Source organism: Kitasatospora sp. NPDC054939 (genome assembly GCF_053610105.1).
In genome coordinates this window covers 12,930-32,816 of record NZ_JBSGXP010000099.1, presented here as the reverse complement: position 1 = coordinate 32,816, position 19,887 = coordinate 12,930, and the positions used below count along the sequence as shown (strand labels likewise).

Genomic DNA, 19,887 nt, shown 5'->3' with positions numbered 1-19,887 from the left:
GCCGATTCGGGGCGTGCGGGTGACGATGCCGTCGCGGTCGTGCACGATGCGCACCCGGCTCTCGCGGTAGTCCATGGTGACGGCGGCGCCCTCCGGGACGTACACCACCTCCAGCTCGGGGCGCTCCGCCAGGACGGCCCGGCCGGCCTGCTCCTTCGGCAGGCCCACGAGCTCGGGCCACTCCGTCCTCGGCCCGGCCTGCGGCCCGGGGTGACGCTCCGGCACCACGACGGGCGCCGGCACGGCGACCGCGGGGGCCGCGGCGGCCGGGACCGGCGTGACGGTGACAGCGGGCGCGGGCGCGACGGCGGCGGGCGCGACGGCGGCGGGGGCGGCCGTGGCCGGGACGGCGGGCGCCGCGGCGGACGCGGCCACGACGGCCGCCAGGAGGATCCTCTTCACACCCGCCCAACGAACGGGCCGACGATTCGTCACCGCCCGAACGGCCGGACCGCTCACGGCTGCTCCTCCTCGTCCGGCCCGGGGCCCGTCGCGGTGCCCGGCAGGTCCAGGGTGGCGACGGCCCCGCCGTCGGGGTGGTTGGCGAACCCGAGCCGGGCGCCGATCACCCGGGTGTGCCCCTGCGCGATCGTCAGGCCTAGCCCGTGACCGCGGCCGCGCTCGCGCACGCTGGTACGGAAGCGCTGGGGGCCGTCGCGCAGCAGTTCGTCGGGGAAGCCGGGGCCGTGGTCGCGCACGGTGATCCGCAGGCCGTCCACCGCGAGGCTCACCTCTCCCCCGCCGTGGCGGTCCGCGTTGACCAGCAGGTTGCCGAGGATGCGGTCCAGCCGGCGCAGGTCGGTGCGCACCTCGGCACCGGCCTGCGCCGGAGCGACCGTGACCCGTACCTCCAGGCCGGTCAGCGCCACCGTCCGCCGCACGGCCCGCTCCAGCGGGACCGCCGACAGGTCCGCGGTCTCGGCGTCGGCGTCCAGCCGGGACACCTCCAGCAGGTCCTCCACCAGCGAGCGCAGGGCCTGGACGCGGTTCTGCACCAGTTGGGTGGGCCGGCCCGGGGGCAGCAGTTCGGCGGCGGTGACCAGGCCGGTCAGCGGGGTCCGCAGCTCGTGGGCGACGTCGGCGGTGAAGCGCTGCTCGTCCTCCAGCCGGCGGTGCAGGGCGCGCGACATCAGGTCGACGGCCGCCGCGAGGTCGGCGACCTCGTCGCGGCCGTCGACGAGTTCACCGATCCGGGTGTCGGTGCGCCCGGCGGCGATCTCGCGGGCGGCCGTCGCGGCGGTGCGCAGCCGGCGGCTGATCCGGTCGGCGACCAGCACCCCGACCAGGACCGTCGTGAACACCGAGGCCACCACGGTGATCAGGATGATCCGGTCCAGGTCGGCGATCTCCTCGCGGTCCCGGGTGAAGTCGACCCGGACGGACAGCACCCCGCCCTGCACGGCACCGGCCGCCCACATCGCCTCGCCGCCCTGCGGGCCCGCGGCCAGCAGCGAGCCGTGCCGGCCCTGGGCCGCGAGGGCGCGCAGGCGCGGCGGCAGCGCCGGGTCGTCCACGGCGGCGCCGCCGACCGTCCCGCCGTCCTGGCGGTAGGCGGTGAGCGCGGTGTCGAGCGCGCCGAGGGCGGAGGCCCGGGCCTGGTCGACGTGCTGGCGGACCATCGCCTGGTGCACCAGCAGGCCGACGGTGACCGCGACCAGGACGGAGATCGCGGCGACCGCCGTCGCGATCCGGTGGCGCAGCGTCACTGCGGCCCCCGGCGCAGCTTGTAGCCGAAGCCGCGGACGGTCTCGATCCGGCCGCTGCCGATCTTGGCGCGCAGCCGCTGCACATGGACGTCCACGACCCGGGTGTCGGCCCCCCACTCGTAATCCCAGACCCGCTCCAGTAGGGCGGAACGTTCCAGCACGATGCCGGGGGCGGCAGTGAACTCCAGCAGCAGCCGCAGTTCGGTGGGCGTCAGCGGGACGAGCCGGCCGTCCACCCGGACCTCCATGGAGTCGGTGTCCACCTCCAGCCCGTCGAAGCTGCGCACCGCGGGCCGGGCGGCCGGCCCGGACCCGGCGGCCTCGGGGGTCGCCGCCCCGGCCGTCGCACCCGCGGCGGGGACGGGGGCGGGGGCGGCGGCTTCGGCGGCCACCGGAGGGGCCGCGGCGGGAACGGCCTCGGCCGCCGGGACCACCCGGACGCGGCGCAGCACCGTACGGATCCGGGCGACCAGCACCGCGCTCTCGAAGGGTTTGACCACGTAGTCGTCCGCGCCCGCCTCCAGGCCGGAGACCACGTCGACCGGATCGGTGCGCGCCGACATCATCAGGATCGGCAGTTGGCTCTCCTCCCGGATGCGCCGGCACAGGCCGACCCCGTCGAGGAGCGGCAGCATCACGTCGAGCAGCAGCAGGTCGGGGCGGACGGCGTGGAACACCTCCAGCCCCTCCAGGCCGTCGGCGGCGGTGGAGACCGGGAAGCCGTACCGCTCCAGGGCCATCCGGGTCGCCTCCCGGATCACCTCGTCGTCCTCGACGATCAGGATGTGCGGGTGGGCGGGGGTCGCGTGGTTCGCTGCGTCGTTCACTGCCTGGTCTCCGGGGGCGCTGCGGTCGGGCGGACGGTCTGCGGGAGGCTCGCGCGCGGGGAGGGCAGCACTCCGCCGCCCGTGCCCGGGGGTGCGGAGCGGCCGGGGGCCTTGGGCACCGAGACGGCGGGGTCGCCGGGCGCGGGGGCGGGCGTGGGGCGCACGGCCCCGTCCGGGCCGCCGCTCTGACCGGAGCCGGAGCCGGACCCCGGATCGCTCCCCCGGCCGGGCTCGGTGATCGGTCCGAGGCCCTCCAGCTTCTCCTCCAGCAGGGCCAGCCGGACCCCGTCCCAGTGGTAGTGCTTGATGGTGCGGGCCGTGGCGGTGGTCGGCTCGTACACCCACAGGTCGGAGCCGACCGTCGTGGCGCTGAAGTACTTGGGCACCGACACCCGCAGGACGGGCAGCAGGCGGTCGTCGGACAGCGTGTAGACGTGCAGGACGACCGGGCCGGCCGCGGTGGCGACCGCGGCGACCAGTTCGGGCCGGCCGTCGCCCGTGAGGTCGCGGTACTCGGGGGCGCGGACCTCGCAACCGGTGCAGGACTCCAGGGCGCGGCGCTCGTCCGGGGTGGTCTCGGGGTCCTTGGCCAGCAGGGCGCGGACGTCGACGGCGGTGATGTCCCGCCCGGGCGCGGTGACCTCAGGGACCGGTTGCGGAGGCGCCTGCGAGGCGGCCGGGGGCGGGGTGGGCAGCGGGGCGGTGGCCTGGTCGGGCCAGAGCGGCTGCGGCACCGGGGGCGGGGTCACCGCGGCGGCCTGGCCGTGGTCCCGCAGTCCGCCGGGTGCCGCGCAGCCCGCCACGACGCCGGCCGCCAGGACGGCGAGCAGGACGGGGACGGCGGCGGCTGCGGCGCGGGCAGCGCGGGCGCGCGGTGGGCCGGTACGGCGGGGGGCCGGTCGGGGTACTGCCACGGTCGGTGCTCGTCCTCGGGTTCGGCGTCGGGGGTGCTGTGCTGCGGGTTCCGGCGGGGGGTTGCCGCGGGGCCCCCGGAAGTAGGTCGTCCGGCCGGTGGCCTGCGGTTCCCCCGGACAGGGGAACGCCGAGCCGGCCCGCCGGGTTGCCTCCGGACGGCGCGGAGCGGCCGGACGCCTGCCCGGCGGGCTGCCGGGCAGGCGGGGCCGGCGCCCGGTCAGCCGGCCGGTGCGGCCAGGTCCGCCAGGACGATGATGTTGTCCGTCCAGTGGCCGTCCGAGCCGATCCGGCCGCCGCAGGTGATCAGCCGCAGGGCGGGCTCCGACGTGTTCCCGTAGACCGCCTCGGTGGGGAAGCCGTCCTTGGCGGCCTGGAGCAGGGCGCGGACCCGGAAGTCCACCGTGCTGCCGTCCGCCCGCCGCACCTGGATGCGGTCGCCCGCCCGCAGCTTCGGCACCCCGCGGAACACCGCCGGCCCACGCGCCGTGTCGTAGTGGCCGATCAGGACGGCGGGGCCGGTCTCGCCGGGGGTCGGGCCGTTGCGGTACCAGCCGACCTCGTCGGCCCGCTCCGGGGTGGGCACCTCGACGGTGCCGTCCGGGTTCAGGCCGAGCCCGCTCACCGGGGCGTCGACCCCGGCCGCGGGCACCAGCAGGCGGGTGGGCGGCGAGGCCGCGAAGGGCTTGGGCGGGGCGGCCCGGCCGGTCCCGGCAGCGGTGCCGGTCCCGGCGGCGGTCCCGGTCCCGGCCGGGTGGCCGGGGTCGGTCACCGGGGTCCCGGTGGCCTCGCGGGCCGAGGACTCGACCCGGACGACCGGGGTGCGCTGACCGGAGAGCGCCACCGTCGTCCCGAGCACCACACAGAGCAGGCCGGCCGTGCCCAGCGCGGTCCGGCGCAGCGCGGTGGGCCCGTCCGGCCGACGGCGGCGCCGGCCGCCGGAGCGGGCGGAGCGGTCAGTGCGGCCGGTACGCCCGGTGCGCCGACCGCGGTGCCCTGCGGCCGCGACGGACGTGGGGACGGGTGCGGGAGCCGTCCACCCGTCGGCCCCCGGCTCGCCCGGTCCGCCATCGACACCGCCATCGACATCGGCACCGGCACCGGGCCGATCTCCGGCAGGATCGCGGTGACGGTCGCGGTCCCGATCCCGATCCCGGTCCCGGCCCTGGTCCCCCGGCACACCGCCGTACGGCAGGGGCCCGCCGCTCCCACCCGGCACTCCAGGGTGCGGGGCGGAAGCGACGGGACGCCCCGAGGGGCCGGGGCCGGTGTCAGCCGCGCGCACCGGAACGACGGCGCAGGAAGGCGAAGCCCAGCGCACCGGCGCCGACCGCGGCGACCGCGCCGCCGCCCACCAGCATCACGCCGGACGACTCGCCCGCCCCGGAACCGTCACCGGCCTGGGCGGCGCCCTTCGGCACCTCGCGCACCTGCGGGGTGGCCGGCGCGGGCGCCGGAGCCTTGCCGCCGCCCGTACCGGAGCCCGGCACGGCACCGGCGGGAGCCGGCGTCGGGGTGACACTTGCCGGGGCCGACGGCTGGGCGGGCAGACCGGGGGCGGTGACCGCACCGGAGCCGGAGCCCGAACCCGAGCCGGCGGTCACGGCCGCCGGGGCGGGCGACTTGGGGGCGGCGTCGGCCCACGCCTGCCCGCCGGTCAGGACGGTCAGCAGGGCGGCGCCGGTCAGAGCGCAGGCGCCCGCCGCGCGGCGGGCGGCCGAGCGGGGGGTACGGCTCTTGGTCATGCGGGTACTTCCCTTCGTCGTGACGCGGGTTCCGGCCGGTGCGGCCGGTGCGTCGGAAGCGACGTTAGGAAGGCCGTGTCGCGGTCACCGGCCGGTCGTGTCTCGGCCGCCCATCGACTGCGTAACGGCCGCCGGAGCACCCGCACGGCCGCGTACCGGGCCGAACGGCGACCACCGGCCTGCGCCACCTCACCCGGCTGCGCCGTCCGGGGCGGCACCGGTGGCGAGGCCCTCGCCGAGCGGGCTGCGCCGGTACAGCACGTGCCGTCCGTCGCGGGCCCGGTCGACCAGCCCCGCCCCGTGCAGCACGCGCAGGTGCTGGGAGACGGCGCTCGGGGTGACGGCCAAGCGGCGGGCGAGTTCCACGGTCGGCAGCGGCTCGTCCAGCAGGGCGAGCAGCCGGGCCCGCGGGGTGCCGAGCAGGGCGGACAGGGCGCGCGGTCCCGAGGTCCGCGCGGTGCCCGCGTCCCACAGGGTGGCGACGCCCCGGCTCGGGTAGACGAGGCTCGGCGGTTCGTCCGGGCTGACCGGCGGGGCGGGCTTGTGGGCGAACACGGACGGCATCAGCAGCAGTCCCCGGCCGGCCGCCGCGACCCGGAACCGGCCGATCATCCGGTGGACGTCCAGGACGCCGTCGTGCCAGTGCAGGTTCGGGTGCATGTCGGCGAACAGCTGGCGTGCCCCGCCGAGGGCGAGCCGGCGGGCCCGGTAGGTCATGTCGGCCTCCAGCACCAGGCGGATCCGCGGCCACCAGGGTTCGAGGGCGAGCCGCCAGTACTGCTCCAGCAGGTCGCAGACCGTGTCGCGCAGGGCCGCCACGGCCGCGTCGTCGCCGTCCGCCGCGGCGCGCAGCGGGGCTGGCAGCGGGTCCGGCGCGTGGGTCAGCCGCAGGTCGTGCCGGACCCGGGCGGGCGGCACCCGGCGGACGGCGTCGAGCTGTTCCCCGAAGCCCGGGGCGAACCGGGTCGGCAGCGGTGTCAGGTGGTCCGGGAGGGTGCGGCGCCGGGCCACCAGGGACAGCAGCAGCTCCGCGTCGAGCGCGCCGAGCAGCGGGATCACCCGGCGGCGCCAGGGCAGGTGCAGCGCCGACAGGCCCGGGTCCTGCAGCACCCGCAGACTGAACAGCGTCTCGTGCAGCGGGGAGAGAGCGAACCGGGTGTCCGCGAGGTCCTCGACGCCGAGCACGAAGCTGATCATTGAGCCGTACGCTACATCCGTTGGCCGCACACCGTCGATGCCGTGGACTACCGCCATGGCACACACCTCCGGGGTGCGGCGACCCGCCGTACCCAGCCGCCGCATGCTCCTGCTGCTCTGCGTCACCTGCGCCGTCGCGGTGGGCAACATCTACTTCCCGCAGTCCGTCGGCCCGCTGGTCGCCACCGGGCTCCAGGTCTCCCCCGACGCCGCCTCCCTCGTGGTGACGGCCACCCAGATCGGCTACACCGCGGGCATCGTCCTGCTGGTGCCGCTCGGCGACCGGATCCCGCACCGCAGGCTCCTGGTCGTCCTGCTCGTCCTCACCGGCCTCGCCCTGCTGGCCGCCGGGTGCGCGCCCGCCCTGCCGCCGCTGGTGGCCGCCGCCGGGGCCGTCGGCCTCACCACGGTCGCGGCGCAGGTCGTCGGACCGCTCGCCGCCGGACTCACCGCCCCCGACCACCGCGGCCGGGTGGTCGGCACCCTGCTCAGCGGCTCGACGGCCGGAATGCTGCTCGCCCGCACCTTCAGCGCCGGGCTCGGCGAGCGCTTCGGCTGGCGGGCGCCCTACCTGGTCGCGGCCGTCGTGGCGGTGCTCCTCGCCGCGGTCCTCGCCCTCGCCGTACCGCAGCCGCCCCGGCCGGCCGACCCCGACCGCCCGACCGACCCCGACCGCCCGGCCGACCCCGTTCACCCGGCCGACCCGCCGCAGCCCCCGCTGCGCTACCCCGCGCTGCTCGCCGAACCGCTGCGCCTGCTGCGCCGCGAACCGGAGCTGCGCCGCTCCTGCCTCTACCAGGCGAGCGTCTTCGCCGGGTTCAGCGCCGTCTGGACCGCCCTGGCGCTGCTGCTCACCGGGCCCGCGTACGGGCTGGGTCCGCAGGCCGTCGGCACGATGGCACTGGTCGGCGCCGCCACCGTGGTCTGCACCCCGCTCGCCGGACGCCTGGTGGACCACCGGGGCGCCGACCTGGTCAACCTGCTCGCCATGCTCACCGTCCTGCTCGCCGCCGCGCTCCTCGCCGCCGGCACGCTCGGCGGGCTGCCCGGGCTGGCCACCCTCACCGCCGGCACCCTGCTCCTCGACGTCGGGATGCAGTGCGGCATGGTCGCCAACCAGGCCCGGGTGTACGCCCTGCGCGCCGATGCCCGCAGCCGGCTCAACACCGCCTACATGATGTGCGCGTACCTCGGCGGCAGCGCGGGCTCCTGGCTCGGCGTGCAGTCCTGGCGCGCGGCGGGCTGGCCCGGCGTGTGCACGCTGCTCGTCCTGCTCACCGGTCTCGCCCTCGCCCGGCACCTGGCCGCCCTCCGGGCGCGGCCGTCCCACACGGAACGCCTCCGCTCCGCACCCGGAACGGACCCGAACCGCCCCTGCTCGCCCGCAGCCGTGTGCCGTTCCGGATCAGTGGGGTAGACGGACGAATCACGGAGCGGAAGGGCAGGAAGCGCCTTCCGCACGGCCCGGGGGGTGCCGGCCCCGGCCTGATCGGCAGCAGGGAGGAAACCGTGTGATTGGACCGGGCCCGCCCGGGCACACGCAGGAGCGGAGTGCGAGCCCCGGTGAGGAGAACGTCATGAGCGCAGGCAAGAAGGTCAAGCACACGGCCGAGGAAGCCAAGGGCAAGGTCAAGGAAGTCACCGGCGAGGCCATCGGAAACGACCGTCTCGTTGCCAAGGGCAAAGCCGAACAGGCCAAGGGCGCGGCCGCCCAGGCCGGCCAGAAGGCCAAGGACGCCCTGAAGCACTGATCCCCCGCACGTCCGTCTCCCGGCTGTCCCCCCGGCCGGGAGGCGGGCCCTTTGCTGTTCCCGCCGCCGGGGTCGTCGCCCCCGCCGCCCCGCCGCGCCCGTGGCGTGCTACCCGGACGCCGGCGCAGCGGCTACGGTCACCTGCACGGCACCGACCACCCGTGGAGGAGCACCCGATGGACGAGACCGGCGCCTGGACCCTGCAGAGCCGCGAGGTCCTGCACGAGGGCCGCTTCATCCGCCTGCTGCACGACACCGTCGCCGGGCCGTCGGCGCCGCCGTTCGCCTACGAGCACGTCGAGGTCGCGGACGGGGTGCGGGTGGTCGCGCTCGACGACGACCGGCGGATGCTGCTGGTCGAGGACGACTTCTACCTCACCGGCCGCCGGATGCCGCACCTGCCGGGCGGCGGCGTCGAACCCGGCGAGGACCCGCTGACGGCGGCCCGCCGAGAACTGGAGGAGGAGACCGGCTGGCTCGCCGCCCACTGGCAGCCGCTCGGCCGGATCCACCCGCTGCCCGCCAGCAGTTCGGTCACCACCCACCTCTTCCTCGCCACCGGCCTGCAGCCCGGCACCATGGCCCGCGACGACACCGAGACCGCTATGACCGTCCACCGCTGCACCCTCGCCGAGGCCGCCGACCGCGTCGCCACCGGCGACATCACCGAAGCCGGCAGCGTCACCGCCGTCCTCCTCGCCACCCGCGCCCTCGGCGCGAACTGACGCCCCGGAAATTCACTGGCGGCGAGCGCTCCCGGGCAGAAGGCTCTGCTCATGACACTTCACGAGGACGAGCTCCGGGTGGACGAGGCGGTCGTCCGGTCGCTGCTGCGCGAGCAGCGACCGGAGTGGGCCGAACTCCCGGTCGCGGTGGCCGGATCGGGCACCGACAACACGATGTACCGGCTCGGTGACGACCTGCTGGTCCGGCTGCCGCGCACCCCGGGTAACGCCGAGGCGGTCCGCAAGGAGCAGGAGTGGCTGCCCCGGCTGGCCGGTCGGCTGCCCCTCCGGGTCCCCGAGCCGGTGCACCGCGGCGCGCCGGGCAGCGCGTTCCCGCTCGCCTGGTCGGTGTACCGCTGGATCGAGGGGGCGGAGGCCGGGCCCGACACGGTGACGGACTGGTCGGCGTTCGGCGCCGACCTGGCGGCCTTCGTCCGCGGCCTGCACGCCGTCCCGCTCCTGGGGGCGGTCCGCGCGGGGGACCTCAGCTGGTACCGCGGGGGCCACCTGCAGCCGTGCGACGCGTGGGTGACCCGGTCGTTCGAGGAGTGCCGGGCGATCCCGGACCTCGACCTCGACGTGGACGGCCTCGAGCGGCTCTGGCGGGAGGCACTCGCCCTGCCGGAGCCGCCCGACCGCCACGTGTGGCTGCACGGGGACCTCAAGCCGACCAACCTGCTGGTCCGGCAGGGCCGGCTGCACGCGGTCATCGACTTCGGCGGCCTGTCGGTCGGACTGCCCGACGCCGAGCATGCACCGGTGTGGGACCTCCCGCCCGCGGCCCGGCAGGCGTACCGGGACGCCCTCGACCCGGACGACGCCGGCTGGCGGCGGGCCCGGGCCTGGGCGGTCGCGGTGGGGGTCAGCGGGATGTCGTACTACTGGGACAGCTTCCCGGCGTTCGTCGACGAATGCCTGGCACGGCTCGCCGCGGTCCTCGCGGACGCCGACGGGCACTGAGGCGGACGGACGCTGAGGCCGGCGGGGTGTCGGGGCCGACGGGGACGGGGACCGGGCCGGTACCGGGGCCGGTACCAAGGTGCCGGTCAGAGGCCGAAGTGCGCCACGGCCCGGTCGGCGACCTCCGCGGGTTCCAGCCGGGTGTTGTCGACCAGCAGGTGCGACTCGGGGATGTGCGCGAAGTCGTCGACCGAGTTCAGCCGGTACTTGGCGTCCATCCCGACCAGGTTGCTGTTGGACCACGCGAGGTCCCGCTTGGACGCCTTCTCCGCCAGCCGGGACTCGCCCGCGTTGCGCTCCAGGCGGACCTCCTGGTCGGCGGCCAGCTCCAGGAACAGCACCCGCGAGCCGCGCTCGCGGAACGGCGCGGCGTAGCGCTCGACCAGGGCGGCGTCCTCCGGGTCGTCGAAGTCCCACACCAGCGTGAACACCACACCCGGCAGGTCGCTGCCGGCGGCCTCGGCGAAGATCTGCTCCCGGAACGCGTGGTTCAGCCGCTGGAACTGCGGCGACTCGTACGGGAACAGGCGCAGCAGCGGCTCGATCGTCAGGTGATTGTGGAAGAGCTTGAACCCCGTGCGCTCGGCGACGGCCGCGCCCACGGTCATCTTCCCCACCGCGGCGGGGCCGATGACGAAGAGCAGGGCGGGTGGTGTGCTGACGGACATCGCGCCAGCATAGGACGCCCGGTGATCTTCGCCGCCCCCGACCCCGGCCCCGCTTCCCGGCCTGGCCCGCCCGCGTACCGCCCTCGGCTCAGTCCACGGCTCAGTCCACGGCCAGCGCGACCTCGGTGGACTTGATCAGCGCCACGACCTCGGTGCCCGGACCCAGCCCGAGGTCGGCCACGGCGTCGGCGGTGATCGCCGCGGTGAGTTCGACCCCGCCGTCGACCACCACCTTCACGGCGGCCATCGCCCCGCCGGTCGCGACCTCGCCGACCCGGCCGGGGAGCCGGTTGCGGATGCTGAGGCCCTCCACCGGGCCGGTGGCGAGCGCCACCTCGGTGGCCTTCACCAGCGCGTGCAGTTCGCTGCCGACGGTGATGCCGAGGTCCCGTACGGCGTCGAGGGTGACCGCCGCCGTCAGTTCCCGGTCGGCGGCCACCCGCAGCTTGACCGTGGCCATCACCGCGCCGGGGGTAACCTCGGTGACCGTGCCGGGAATCCGGTTGCGCATGCTCAGGCCCATGCCCTGCCCCGCTCTCCAGTGAGGGTGTCCGCCGACCGGCGGGGGCGCTCGCGGGCGCCGGGTCCGCCGCTTCGACCCTGCCACCGCGGACGGCGCCCCGCTCCCGCTCTTCGGCCGACCGTGGGCGGGGCGCGGACGGTACGGGACGCGGCCATGGCGGCACGGCCGCGGCCCAGGCCGCCGAGCGGATCTCCCGCGTCCGCCGGACCGCACGCCCCCGCTGACGGCCCGCGCCCTCCCCGCCCAGCCCTCACCGCCGACCTCCCGGTAGATGCGCGCGACCGCCGCGGCGTCAGGCCATCAGCCCGCCCCGGTAGGCGAGGGCGACGGCCTGGGCGCGGTCGCGGGCGGCGGTCTTGGCGAGGATCCGCTTCATGTGGGTCTTGACCGTCGACTCGGCGAGGACGAGCTGCTCGGCGATCTCGGCGTTGGAGCTGCCCTCGGCGGCCAGCCGGAGCACCTGCCGTTCGCGGGCGGTGAGTTCGGCGAGCCGGCCGGTGGCCGCGGACCCGGGGTCGCCGGGCGGCCCGGGCCGGGCCGGGGCGTCCGCGGGCAGGGCGGCGAGGTGGCCCATCAGGTCGCGGGTGACGGCCGGGTCGAGCAGGGCCTCGCCGGCGGCGAGCGTGCGCACCGCGTCGATCAGCCGCTCCGGGGAGGCCCGTTTGAGCAGGAAGCCGTCGGCACCGGCCCGCAGGGCGCCCCAGACGTACTCGTCGTGGTGGAAGGTGGTGAGCACCAGCACCCGCACCGGCAGTCCCTCGGCGACGATCCGCCGGGTCGCCTCGACGCCGTCGATCCCGGGCATCCGCACGTCCATCAGCACGACGTCGGGGGCGAGCGCCCGGCACAGCTCGACCGCCCGGAGGCCGTCCCCGGCCTCGCCGACGACCTCGATGCCGTCTTCGGTGCCGAGCACCAGTCCGACACCCGCCCGCAGCAGGGCGTCGTCGTCGGCCAGCAGGACCCTGACCGCGCCGCTGCCCCCGGCGCCCCGGACCTGGCCGGTCACGGGATGGGGAGCTCGGCGTGGACCAGGAAGCCGCCCCCCTCACCTCCTCCGTGCTCCACCCTGCCGCCCAGCAGCGACACCCGTTCGGCGATCCCCAGCAGTCCGCGGCCGGGGACGCTCCCCGCGGCGGGTCCGCGGCCGTCGTCGCGCACCAGGACGTCCAACCGTTCCGCGGGACCGGCGGCACTGCGCCGCACGGTGACCTCGGCGTGGTCGGCCCGGGAGTGGCGGACGGTGTTGGTCAGCGCCTCCTGCACGATGCGGTAGGCGGAGACGTCGACCGTGCGCGGCAGCCGCTCGGCGGCTCCCGGGTCGATGCGGACGGTGACGCGCAGTCCGGTCCCGCGGACGCGTTCGGCGAGCCGGGGCAGGTCCGCGAGGCCCGGGTGCAGGCTGGACGCGGCCGCCTCGGCAGGCCCGGCACCGGCGGCACCGGCGGCCGGAGCGGGAACCGGCTCGGGGCCGCCCGGGTCGGCGCGGCGCAGCAGTCCGAGGATCCGGTCGAGTTCGTCCAGCGCCTCCCGTCCGGTGTGTTCGAGGCCGGTGAGCACGTCGTGGGTCCGTCCGGGGTCCCGGTCGAGCAGCCGGCGGGCGGCGCCGGCCTGGACGAGCATCAGGCTGAGGGTGTGGCCGACCAGGTCGTGGAGTTCGCGGGCGAGCCGGGCGCGTTCCTCGGCGACCACCTGGCGGCGCAGCGTCAGCCGGGCGGCGTCGCGCTCCTCCTGGCGCCGGGCGGCGGTGTAGCCGACCACCCAGGCGAGCAGCCAGAGGAACAGCACCCCGGCGGGCAGGTCGGCGGGGCCCCCGGTGTCGGGCGGTTCGGCGAAGTAGGCGGCCATGCCGAGCGGGACGACGACCAGGGCGAACTGGGCGCGCCGCCGGGTGGCGTACAGCCCGGTCGAGTACAGGCCGACCAGGTTGGCGTACGGCGAGAGCGGGCTGGGGAGGACGAACAGCGCTTCGGCGGAGAGTGCGGCGGAGCCGATCAGGTAGCCGGTGAGCGGGGCGCGGCGGCGCAGCGCCAGTGGGGCGGCGACCAGGGCGGCGAGCAGCAGGGCCACCGGCAGGGCCGTGTCGAGCCGGTCGGCGGACACCGCGCGTTCGTAGGCCGCCGCGGCGAAGGCGGCGAGGGCGAGCGCGGTGTCGGCCGACTGCCCGCGGAGCGGGGCGGCCCGGCCGGGCCGCGTCCACGGCCGCCTCCCGTACGGCAGGATCCGGGGCTGGCGGGCGGGGTGCCGGACCGGATCAGCGGTGGCCTGCGCGGGGTCGGTGACCGGCACGGCCTCGGTGACCGGCACGGGGTTGATGGCCGGCACGGGGGAAGCCGCCGGCACGGGGGGAGGGGTCATCGCGGCTCCGGTCTCGGCCGGCGCCGCGGGCACGGCGCCGGGAGCCGACCCTAGCCAGCCGGCGGCGGCCCGCGCATCGCCCTGTGGGGGTACGTCGATGGGGACGGCACCCGCCGGGGGTACGGCGGTGACCCCCGGCGGGGGACGCGGGCGGGGCGGCCCGGTTCGTAGCGTGACCGGCGTTGCGAATCCCCGACCACCCGTGAGGTGTGAGCGATGACGACCCCGAGAGCACGGACGGCCGCCTGGGTGGCGATGACGGTGCTGGCGCTGCTGACCGTGCTGTTCAGCGCGCGCTACCTGACGCTGGATCCGGACACCTTCCTGGAGGAGCAGCGGGCGGTCTACCTGGCGAACCTGGTACCGCTGGTGGTCCACGTGGGCGGCGGGCTGGTGGCGCTGACGCTGGGTCCGTGGCAGTTCCGGACGGCGCTGCGCCGGCGGCCGCGGCTGCACCGGGTCCTCGGCCGGGTGTACGTACTGGCCGTGCTGGTGACCGGGGTGAGCGGTCTGGTGCTGGCCCCGAAGGCGCTGGTGGGCCCGATCGCGCCGATGGGCTTCGCGGTGCTGGGCGTCCTGCTGCTGGTGGCGTCGGTCCGGGCGTTCACGGCGATCCGCCGGGGCGCGGTGCTGGAGCACCGGGTGTGGATGATCCGCTCGTACGCGCTGATCTTCGCCGCGGCGACGCTGCGGGTGTGGCTGCCGGTGACGGGCCTGATCGGGGTGCCGTTCGAGCAGTCGTACGCGGCGGTGGGCTGGACGTGCTGGCTGATCAACCTGGTGGTGGCCGAGTGGCTGGTCGGCCGGGTGCGCCTCCGGGACGCCCGCGACCGGGCCCCTGGCCGACACGCGGCGACCTCCGGCGGCCCGGGTGGGGTCGCGGCGGTGCCCGCGGTGGCGGCGGATCCCCGGACCGGCTGACCGGCCGGACGGGCCGACGGGACGGGCGGGTGGGACGGGCGGGTGGGACGGCACCGGACAGGGGCCGGCCGAACCGTCCGCCGGTGTCACGGCGAGCGCTGCACAACCGCTGCGAGTCGCCCCACCCCGCCCGGGCCGCGCACGGTGGACGGGTGGCGTTGACAGTGGAGTTGCGGCCCCGACGGGCCCCGGACGTCCGGCCCCCGAGGGCCCGGCGCCCCGCACCGGCACCGGACGTGCCGGAAGCACCGGGTGTGCCCGCAGCCGAGCGAGCAGCGACAGCACCGGACGTGCCGGCCCCACCGGCCGCACCGGCCGCACCGGCCGTGGCCGGAACGGCGCCCGGTACGTCGCCCGGAACGGCGCCCGGCGAGGAGCTGCGCGGGCTGCTGCCGCTGGTGGCCCGGGGCGACGAGCGGGCCTTCGACCGGCTCTACCGGGCGGTCGCCGGCCCCGTGTACGGACTGGTGCTGCGGGTCCTGCGGGATCCGGCGCAGTCCGAGGAGGTCGCCCAGGAGGTCCTGCTGGAGGTCTGGCGCACGGCCGCCGCGTACCGGCCCGACCGCGGGGCGGTGACGACCTGGGTCCTGACCATCGCGCACCGGCGGGCCGTGGACCGCGTCCGCTCCGCGCGGGCGGCCGCCGACCGGGAGCGCCACGTCGCCCTCCTTGACGCGCCCGCCGCCTTCGACGCCGTCACCGAGCAGGTGGAGCGTGCGCTCGACGGCGAGCGGGTGCGGGCCGCGCTGGCCGGCCTGAGCGCCGTCCAGCGCGAATGCCTGGTGCTGGCCTACTACGGCGGCTACACCCAGCAGCAGATCGCCGGCTCCCTCGGCGTCCCGCTCGGCACGGTGAAGACCCGGATGCGGGACGGCCTGCGCCGTCTGCGGCACGCCTTCCCCGGCGACCGGAGCTGACCGGGTCCGCCCGGATCAGCCGCGCCCCAGGTCCGCCACCAGCTCCCGCGCGGCCCTGGTGCCCGAGGCGAGTGCGCCCTGCAGCGAGCCGGTCGCCCGGTGGTCGCCGCAGACGTACCGGCCGGACCCGAGGCGGGTCGTGCGGGTCAGCGGGTGCGGCGCGGGCATCGCGGGCAGCGCGGCGGCGATCCGGTGCGCCGCCAGCAGGTGCCAGTCCGCGGTGTCGGTGCCGTACAGCTCCGCCACCCGCGCCCGGACGACGCCCTCGTCCGCGTCCGTCCCGAGCACCGAGGCGCAGACCAGCGCCCGCCCGTCCGGCGAGAGACCGCGCACCGCCTCCGTCAGCACCACCGTGTTCAGCACCCGGCGGTCGGAGTCCACGACGAGCGTCGGCTCGCCCGACGGGCTGCGTTCGGCCGCCCAGGAGAAGGTGGTGACCGCACGGGACGGCCCGACCGCCAGGCCCGGCAGCAGCCCGGCCGCGGCCTCCGCCCCGGTCGCCACCACCACCGCGCGGGCCGTCAGCTCGCTCCCGTCCGCCAGCAGCACCCCGTCCCCGGTGACGGCCGCCACGGGCGCCTCCAACCGGACCGTCCCCGCCGGCAGACCGGCGGCCAGTTGCTCGGGCACCGCACCGATCCCGGCTGCGGGGAGGCAGACGGTGCCGCGCAGCATGCTGCGCCAGTAGAGGTGGAACACCCGGCTGGAGGTTTCCAACGAGTCCTCCAGGAAGACCCCGGCCAGGAACGGGCGCAGCACCGCGTCGACCGTCCGGTCGGAGATCCCGGTGGCCCGCAGCGCCTGGGCGGTCGGCCGGTCGCGCTCGCGCCGCAGCGGTGCCGCGGGCAGCACCAGGTCGCGACCCGTGAACAGGCCGAGGCGGACGGCGTCCGGCAGGGGTGCCAGCCGGCCGCGCAGCAGGTCGCCGGCCAGGCCGGGGCGCCGGGTGGGGTCGGCGAACCAGTAGCCGCCCCGCGAGCCGACCAGGCGGTAGCCCGGGGTGAAGGGGCGCAGCCGCAGCTCACGCAGCCGCAGGCGGCGGCGCACCTGCGGGTAGGAGGTGTTGAACACCTGGAAGCCGCGGTCGATCCGGAAGCCCTCGACGACATCGGTGCGCATCCGCCCGCCGACCCCGTCCGACGCCTCCAGCACCCGGACCTTCAGCCCGGCCGCCACCGCGTCGAGCGCGCAGGCGAGGCCAGCCGCGCCCGCACCCACCACGACGACGTCCAGTTCCCCGTCAGTGCCCACCGGTCACCCTCTCCTCGTCCGTCACACGGCTGCGTCCCCCGCCGGTCAGTCTGGTCGCCACCCGGGCAGCGGGCGCCGCGACGCGCCCGACGGAGCCCGCCGCAGGGTGGTGCGCGAGGGCCGCGAGGTGGTGCGCGAGGGCAGCCGGGTCGCCGGGGACCGGTCGGATGGACCACCCTGGAGGTGAGGCCCGGCAGCCCGTACCGTCCGACCGGTCACCCGGCGCTCGTCCCGGCGGTCACCCGGCGTGGACGCAGCGGCTGCCGGACGCGGCCACGACCCGTCCGAGCGGGAGGAACACCATGGCTCTCTCGATGCCCGCCTCCGCGCAGCACCGGCCCAGCCCCGCGGTCGCCCCGACCGAGACGCCCGAGGGCGAGGGTTCGACCTGCCACGGCATCTCCACTCCGGAGGCGCCCGAACTCCACACCGCCTGGCCCGGCTGGATCCCCCTGCTGGTCATCGCCGTCCTGGTGATCAGCTGCCTCGGGTTCGCCATCGGCCGGATCGGGGGGTGGTGACGACCGCCCCGCGCCGGGGCGGCCCCGTGCCTACCCGGCGGCCCGGTGGGCGGTGACCAGGAGGTACTCCCAGTCCATGGCGCCGCCGTCGAGGTGGCGGGCGGCCAGGTCGTCGAGCGCCGCGTCGAGGGCGGCGGCCCGCTCGGGGTCCTCGCCGATGAAGCGGTACGTGGCGATGGTGGGCCCGTAACAGGTCTTGAAGAACTCCCGGAACTCCTCCGGCCGGGCGAACCGGTCGACCGTCACCGACTGCCGGCGGGCGTCGACGTCGGTGACGCGGTCTCCGAGGAGCGAGCGCACGTGCTCCGGGTCCCCCCACCGGGGCGCGGGCTGGGCGCCGGGCGGCGGCGGGGGCGCGAAGGGGCGCATCGTCGCGAACATCTGCCCGATGAACCCTTCCGGGGTCCAGTTGATCAGGCCGATGGTGCCGCCGGGGCGGCAGACCCGGACCAGTTCGTCGGCCGCCCGCTGGTGGTGCGGGGCGAACATGACGCCGACGCAGGACAGCACCGTGTCGAACGCGCCGTCCGCGAAGGGCAGCGCCTCCGCGTCCGCCTCCTGCCAGTCCAGCCGGGCACCGCGCTCCGACGCGATCCGGCGTCCGACGTCCAGCAGCTCGGGCGTGAGGTCGGAGGCGATCACCTCGGCGCCGAGCAGGGCGGCGGGGACGGCCGCGTTCCCGGAGCCCGCCGCGACGTCCAGGACGCGGTCACCCTGCCGGACGCCGCACGCCCGCACCAGTTCGTCGCCCAGGGGGGCGATGAGGTGCGACGCCACGGCCGGATAGTCGCCCAGCGCCCACATCGCCCGGTGCTTCGCCTTCAGGGCCTGGTCGGCGGCGGCCGCTTCGTTCGCCTCGTTCGCCTCAGTCATGACAGATCCCTCTGCTTCCGTACCGTTGCGGTGGTCGTTTCGCTCCGGTTTGTACCGCGCCGGGCGGGTGACGGGCGGGTATGACACGGGCCGCCGGGCCGGGATGCATCGGAAGCAGGCACCCGGGCAGCAGCAGGCACCCGGGCATCGCGCTGATGCGACGCGACCCGCCGGACAAGCCCTGGGGCTTGTCTGACAATTCCCGCCGCGCGCACGACGCCGGGCATCCCGCCTGGACGCATCGCCCAATCGTCCAAGTACGTCCAGTACGAGGACGCTCCGGCGGCACGCCCAGCCGGGCGCCCAACGCCGCGCGCTGATGCGACGCGAATTGTCAGACAAGCCCTAGGATGCCGGGCGTGCCCGTCCCTTCACGCTCCGCTGCCGAGCCGCCCGGCGGGCCGGGGCTGCCCACCGGTGGAGTGGCACGGCGGCTGGGGGTGTCGCCGACCACGGTGCGGTCGTGGGAGCGCCGGTACGGGATCGGTCCCTCCCGGCGCGAGCCGGGTCACCACCGGCGCTGGAGCCCGGAGGACATCGCCGTGCTGGAGGCGATGTGCCGGTTGACGGCCCGCGGGGTGCCGCCCGCCGAGGCGGCCCGGTCGGTGCTCGCGGCGCGGCCCGACCGGCCGGGGCGCGAGCCGGCCGGGGATGCGGGGCGGAATGCGGGGCGGGATGCGGCGGTGGAGCCGGCGCCGGCGGCCCCCGGGGGGAGCCGGGCGCTGCCGGTGGGGGCGGTGCGGCCGGAGTGCCGGGGTCTCGCGCGGGCCGCCGTCCGACTGGACGCGCCGGAGGTGGCGCGGATCCTGTGCGAGGCAGTGGGTGCGCTGGGGGTGGTCGGGGCCTGGGCGGACGTGATGGTGCCCGCGCTGCGGGCGGTCGGGCGGAAGTGGGCGGCGGACGGCGAGCAGTACGTCGAGGTGGAGCACCTGTTGTCCTGGCACGTGTCGACCGCGCTGCGGTGCGCGGCCGTGCTGCCGTCGGAGGTCCGGCCGGTGCGGCCCGCGCAGCCGGTGCTGCTGGCCGGGATGCCCGCCGAGTTGCACACCCTGGCGCTGGACGCGGTGGCCGCGGGGCTGACCGAACGGGGCCTGCCGTTCCGCATGCTCGGCGCGGCCGTGCCGCCGCAGGCCCTGCTGGAGGCCGTCCGCCGGACGGGGCCGGCGGCGGTGATGCTGTGGTCGCAGACCCGGCCGACCGCGGACCGGGCGCTGGTGCGGCAGGTGGCGGAGTCCGGCTGGGGCTCCCGGGGGTCGCGCGGCCGAGCGCTGGTGCTGGCGACGGGGCCGGGCTGGGCCGGGGCCCGGCGGCCGGCGGGTACGGTCGCGCCGCGCGACCTGGCGGGTGCGCTCGATCTGCTGGAGCGCACCATCGCCGGCTGAGCCCGGCCGGGCTCGAAGCGGACGCGGACCTGGTGCAAACCGGGTGCGGAGCAGGCCCCCGAACCGGGGGTGGACCGGGCCGGACCGGGTGCGGGGGCAATCCGCGGCGCGCCGCTGCGCCGAATGCCCGGCGGACAGCCGTCCGCGAGCCGAAGGAGCGTCCGATGATCACCGTGGAGCGCCGCATCCCCGTCGACCGCCCGGCCGGGGAGGTCCTGCGGTACCTGGCCGACTTCGGGAACGCCGTCGCGTGGGATCCCGGCACCGAGAGCTGCACCCGGATCGGCACGGGGCCGGTGGCGGTCGGCGCGTGCTGGCGCAATGTCTCCCGCTTCCGCGGGCGGCGCACCGAACTCACCTACTGCCTGGAGGAGTACGGGCCCGGGCGGCTGCTGTTCGTCGGCCGCAACCGCACGGTCACGTCGACCGACGACATCGCGGTGCGGCCGGCGCCGAGCGGCAGTGTGGTGGTGTACCGGGCGCAGCTGCGGTTCAAGGGCGCGGCGCGGCTGGCGTCGCCGTTCCTGCGGCCGGCCTTCGAGCGGCTGGCCGACGGGGCGGCCCGGCAGTTGCCCGCCGTCCTCGCCCGGCCGCACGCCTGAGCACCCCGGTCCCCGTCCACCCCGTCCGCCCACTCCGCCGGGGCCGCC

General features: G+C 76.9%; 22 protein-coding genes. 9 read left to right on the top strand and 13 right to left on the bottom strand.

What is annotated here, in order from left to right; all coding sequences use genetic code 11:
- The 7 genes from ACWGB8_RS25520 to ACWGB8_RS25490 form a co-directional block, all read right to left on the bottom strand.
- Window positions 1-402 (bottom strand): serine protease inhibitor (locus ACWGB8_RS25520; protein WP_452215916.1); only part of this gene is annotated, 402 nt, incomplete at its 3' end.
- A 53-nt stretch (window positions 403-455) separates the two neighbouring features.
- Window positions 456-1,706, bottom strand: a complete 1,251-nt coding sequence (locus ACWGB8_RS25515) for a sensor histidine kinase (protein ID WP_452215915.1) — start codon at window positions 1,704-1,706, stop codon at window positions 456-458.
- Window positions 1,703-2,446: a response regulator gene (locus ACWGB8_RS25510; protein WP_452215920.1), complete on the bottom strand. Its 744-nt coding sequence runs from the start codon at window positions 2,444-2,446 to the stop codon at window positions 1,703-1,705. The genes ACWGB8_RS25515 and ACWGB8_RS25510 overlap by 4 nt, the downstream gene beginning before the upstream one ends.
- A gap of 83 nt (window positions 2,447-2,529) precedes the next feature.
- Entirely contained in the window at window positions 2,530-3,447 is a 918-nt protein-coding gene (locus tag ACWGB8_RS25505; RefSeq protein WP_452215914.1) for a hypothetical protein, read from the bottom strand.
- Between the two features lie 218 nt (window positions 3,448-3,665).
- Window positions 3,666-4,304 carry a class F sortase gene (locus ACWGB8_RS25500; protein ID WP_452215913.1) on the bottom strand — a complete coding sequence of 213 codons (639 nt, stop codon included), beginning with the start codon at window positions 4,302-4,304 and terminating at the stop codon, window positions 3,666-3,668.
- A 412-nt stretch (window positions 4,305-4,716) separates the two neighbouring features.
- Complete coding sequence (locus tag ACWGB8_RS25495) at window positions 4,717-5,190, bottom strand: hypothetical protein (protein WP_452215912.1); 474 nt, start codon at window positions 5,188-5,190, stop codon at window positions 4,717-4,719.
- Between the two features lie 189 nt (window positions 5,191-5,379).
- Window positions 5,380-6,387 (bottom strand): ArsR/SmtB family transcription factor, encoded by a 1,008-nt coding sequence (locus tag ACWGB8_RS25490; RefSeq protein ID WP_452215911.1) that lies wholly within the window; start codon window positions 6,385-6,387, stop codon window positions 5,380-5,382.
- Window positions 6,388-6,442: 55 nt separating this feature from the next.
- Here ACWGB8_RS25490 and ACWGB8_RS25485 point away from each other — a divergent pair, with 55 nt between their 5' ends.
- The 4 genes from ACWGB8_RS25485 to ACWGB8_RS25470 all read left to right on the top strand — a co-directional run bounded on the left by ACWGB8_RS25485 (window position 6,443) and on the right by ACWGB8_RS25470 (window position 9,823).
- Window positions 6,443-7,804: an MFS transporter gene (locus ACWGB8_RS25485; protein WP_452215910.1), complete on the top strand. Its 1,362-nt coding sequence runs from the start codon at window positions 6,443-6,445 to the stop codon at window positions 7,802-7,804.
- A gap of 160 nt (window positions 7,805-7,964) precedes the next feature.
- Entirely contained in the window at window positions 7,965-8,138 is a 174-nt protein-coding gene (locus tag ACWGB8_RS25480) for a CsbD family protein (RefSeq protein ID WP_452215909.1), read from the top strand.
- A 176-nt stretch (window positions 8,139-8,314) separates the two neighbouring features.
- On the top strand, window positions 8,315-8,863 hold the full coding sequence (locus ACWGB8_RS25475) for an NUDIX domain-containing protein (RefSeq protein ID WP_452215908.1): 549 nt from the start codon (window positions 8,315-8,317) through the stop codon (window positions 8,861-8,863).
- 51 nt (window positions 8,864-8,914) lie between these two features.
- The gene (locus tag ACWGB8_RS25470; RefSeq protein ID WP_452215907.1) at window positions 8,915-9,823 is read left to right on the top strand and encodes an aminoglycoside phosphotransferase family protein; all 909 of its coding nucleotides are present in this window, start codon (window positions 8,915-8,917) and stop codon (window positions 9,821-9,823) included.
- Window positions 9,824-9,909: 86 nt separating this feature from the next.
- On the opposite strand, the gene ACWGB8_RS25465 is transcribed toward ACWGB8_RS25470, so the two are convergent.
- The 4 genes from ACWGB8_RS25465 to ACWGB8_RS25450 form a co-directional block, all read right to left on the bottom strand.
- Window positions 9,910-10,491 (bottom strand): hypothetical protein, encoded by a 582-nt coding sequence (locus ACWGB8_RS25465; RefSeq protein ID WP_452215906.1) that lies wholly within the window; start codon window positions 10,489-10,491, stop codon window positions 9,910-9,912.
- Between the two features lie 100 nt (window positions 10,492-10,591).
- Window positions 10,592-11,014, bottom strand: a complete 423-nt coding sequence (locus ACWGB8_RS25460) for a TOBE domain-containing protein (RefSeq protein ID WP_452215905.1) — start codon at window positions 11,012-11,014, stop codon at window positions 10,592-10,594.
- A 292-nt stretch (window positions 11,015-11,306) separates the two neighbouring features.
- Window positions 11,307-12,023, bottom strand: a complete 717-nt coding sequence (locus ACWGB8_RS25455) for a response regulator (protein ID WP_452215904.1) — start codon at window positions 12,021-12,023, stop codon at window positions 11,307-11,309.
- Complete coding sequence (locus ACWGB8_RS25450) at window positions 12,020-13,372, bottom strand: sensor histidine kinase (protein WP_452215903.1); 1,353 nt, start codon at window positions 13,370-13,372, stop codon at window positions 12,020-12,022. The genes ACWGB8_RS25455 and ACWGB8_RS25450 overlap by 4 nt, the downstream gene beginning before the upstream one ends.
- 216 nt (window positions 13,373-13,588) lie before the next feature.
- Between ACWGB8_RS25450 and ACWGB8_RS25445 the strand changes: the two genes are divergently transcribed.
- Both ACWGB8_RS25445 and sigK read left to right on the top strand, forming a co-directional pair.
- Window positions 13,589-14,293 (top strand): DUF2306 domain-containing protein, encoded by a 705-nt coding sequence (locus ACWGB8_RS25445; protein WP_452215902.1) that lies wholly within the window; start codon window positions 13,589-13,591, stop codon window positions 14,291-14,293.
- Between the two features lie 326 nt (window positions 14,294-14,619).
- Window positions 14,620-15,210, top strand: coding sequence for an ECF RNA polymerase sigma factor SigK (gene sigK / locus ACWGB8_RS25440; RefSeq protein WP_452215919.1), 591 nt, complete (start codon window positions 14,620-14,622; stop codon window positions 15,208-15,210).
- Window positions 15,211-15,225: 15 nt separating this feature from the next.
- Here sigK and ACWGB8_RS25435 read toward each other — a convergent pair whose 3' ends face one another.
- Entirely contained in the window at window positions 15,226-16,461 is a 1,236-nt protein-coding gene (locus ACWGB8_RS25435) for an NAD(P)/FAD-dependent oxidoreductase (RefSeq protein WP_452215901.1), read from the bottom strand.
- 302 nt (window positions 16,462-16,763) lie between these two features.
- Between ACWGB8_RS25435 and ACWGB8_RS25430 the strand changes: the two genes are divergently transcribed.
- Complete coding sequence (locus tag ACWGB8_RS25430; protein WP_452215900.1) at window positions 16,764-16,982, top strand: DUF6480 family protein; 219 nt, start codon at window positions 16,764-16,766, stop codon at window positions 16,980-16,982.
- Window positions 16,983-17,012: 30 nt separating this feature from the next.
- Here the strand turns inward: ACWGB8_RS25430 and ACWGB8_RS25425 are convergent, their stop codons facing one another.
- On the bottom strand, window positions 17,013-17,855 hold the full coding sequence (locus tag ACWGB8_RS25425) for a class I SAM-dependent methyltransferase (RefSeq protein WP_452215899.1): 843 nt from the start codon (window positions 17,853-17,855) through the stop codon (window positions 17,013-17,015).
- A gap of 350 nt (window positions 17,856-18,205) precedes the next feature.
- Here ACWGB8_RS25425 and ACWGB8_RS25420 point away from each other — a divergent pair, with 350 nt between their 5' ends.
- Together ACWGB8_RS25420 and ACWGB8_RS25415 are read left to right on the top strand one after the other, a co-directional pair.
- Window positions 18,206-19,237, top strand: coding sequence for a MerR family transcriptional regulator (locus tag ACWGB8_RS25420; RefSeq protein WP_452215898.1), 1,032 nt, complete (start codon window positions 18,206-18,208; stop codon window positions 19,235-19,237).
- Between the two features lie 164 nt (window positions 19,238-19,401).
- A complete protein-coding gene (locus tag ACWGB8_RS25415; RefSeq protein WP_452215897.1) occupies window positions 19,402-19,839 on the top strand; it encodes an SRPBCC family protein in 438 nt (145 codons plus the stop codon).
- Window positions 19,840-19,887: the final 48 nt, after the last annotated feature.

Coding starts and splice junctions, on each gene's coding strand:
- ACWGB8_RS25510 (WP_452215920.1), bottom strand. CDS start 2,446: ATGGCCCTGGAGCGGTACGGCTTCCCGGTCTCCACCGCCGCCGACGGC.
- ACWGB8_RS25495 (WP_452215912.1), bottom strand. CDS start 5,190: ATGACCAAGAGCCGTACCCCCCGCTCGGCCGCCCGCCGCGCGGCGGGC.
- ACWGB8_RS25490 (WP_452215911.1), bottom strand. CDS start 6,387: ATGATCAGCTTCGTGCTCGGCGTCGAGGACCTCGCGGACACCCGGTTC.
- ACWGB8_RS25485 (WP_452215910.1), top strand. CDS start 6,443: ATGGCACACACCTCCGGGGTGCGGCGACCCGCCGTACCCAGCCGCCGC.
- ACWGB8_RS25480 (WP_452215909.1), top strand. CDS start 7,965: ATGAGCGCAGGCAAGAAGGTCAAGCACACGGCCGAGGAAGCCAAGGGC.
- ACWGB8_RS25475 (WP_452215908.1), top strand. CDS start 8,315: ATGGACGAGACCGGCGCCTGGACCCTGCAGAGCCGCGAGGTCCTGCAC.
- ACWGB8_RS25470 (WP_452215907.1), top strand. CDS start 8,915: ATGACACTTCACGAGGACGAGCTCCGGGTGGACGAGGCGGTCGTCCGG.
- ACWGB8_RS25465 (WP_452215906.1), bottom strand. CDS start 10,491: ATGTCCGTCAGCACACCACCCGCCCTGCTCTTCGTCATCGGCCCCGCC.
- ACWGB8_RS25460 (WP_452215905.1), bottom strand. CDS start 11,014: ATGGGCCTGAGCATGCGCAACCGGATTCCCGGCACGGTCACCGAGGTT.
- ACWGB8_RS25450 (WP_452215903.1), bottom strand. CDS start 13,372: ATGACCCCTCCCCCCGTGCCGGCGGCTTCCCCCGTGCCGGCCATCAAC.
- ACWGB8_RS25445 (WP_452215902.1), top strand. CDS start 13,589: ATGACGACCCCGAGAGCACGGACGGCCGCCTGGGTGGCGATGACGGTG.
- ACWGB8_RS25430 (WP_452215900.1), top strand. CDS start 16,764: ATGGCTCTCTCGATGCCCGCCTCCGCGCAGCACCGGCCCAGCCCCGCG.
- ACWGB8_RS25425 (WP_452215899.1), bottom strand. CDS start 17,855: ATGACTGAGGCGAACGAGGCGAACGAAGCGGCCGCCGCCGACCAGGCC.
- ACWGB8_RS25420 (WP_452215898.1), top strand. CDS start 18,206: ATGCCGGGCGTGCCCGTCCCTTCACGCTCCGCTGCCGAGCCGCCCGGC.
- ACWGB8_RS25415 (WP_452215897.1), top strand. CDS start 19,402: ATGATCACCGTGGAGCGCCGCATCCCCGTCGACCGCCCGGCCGGGGAG.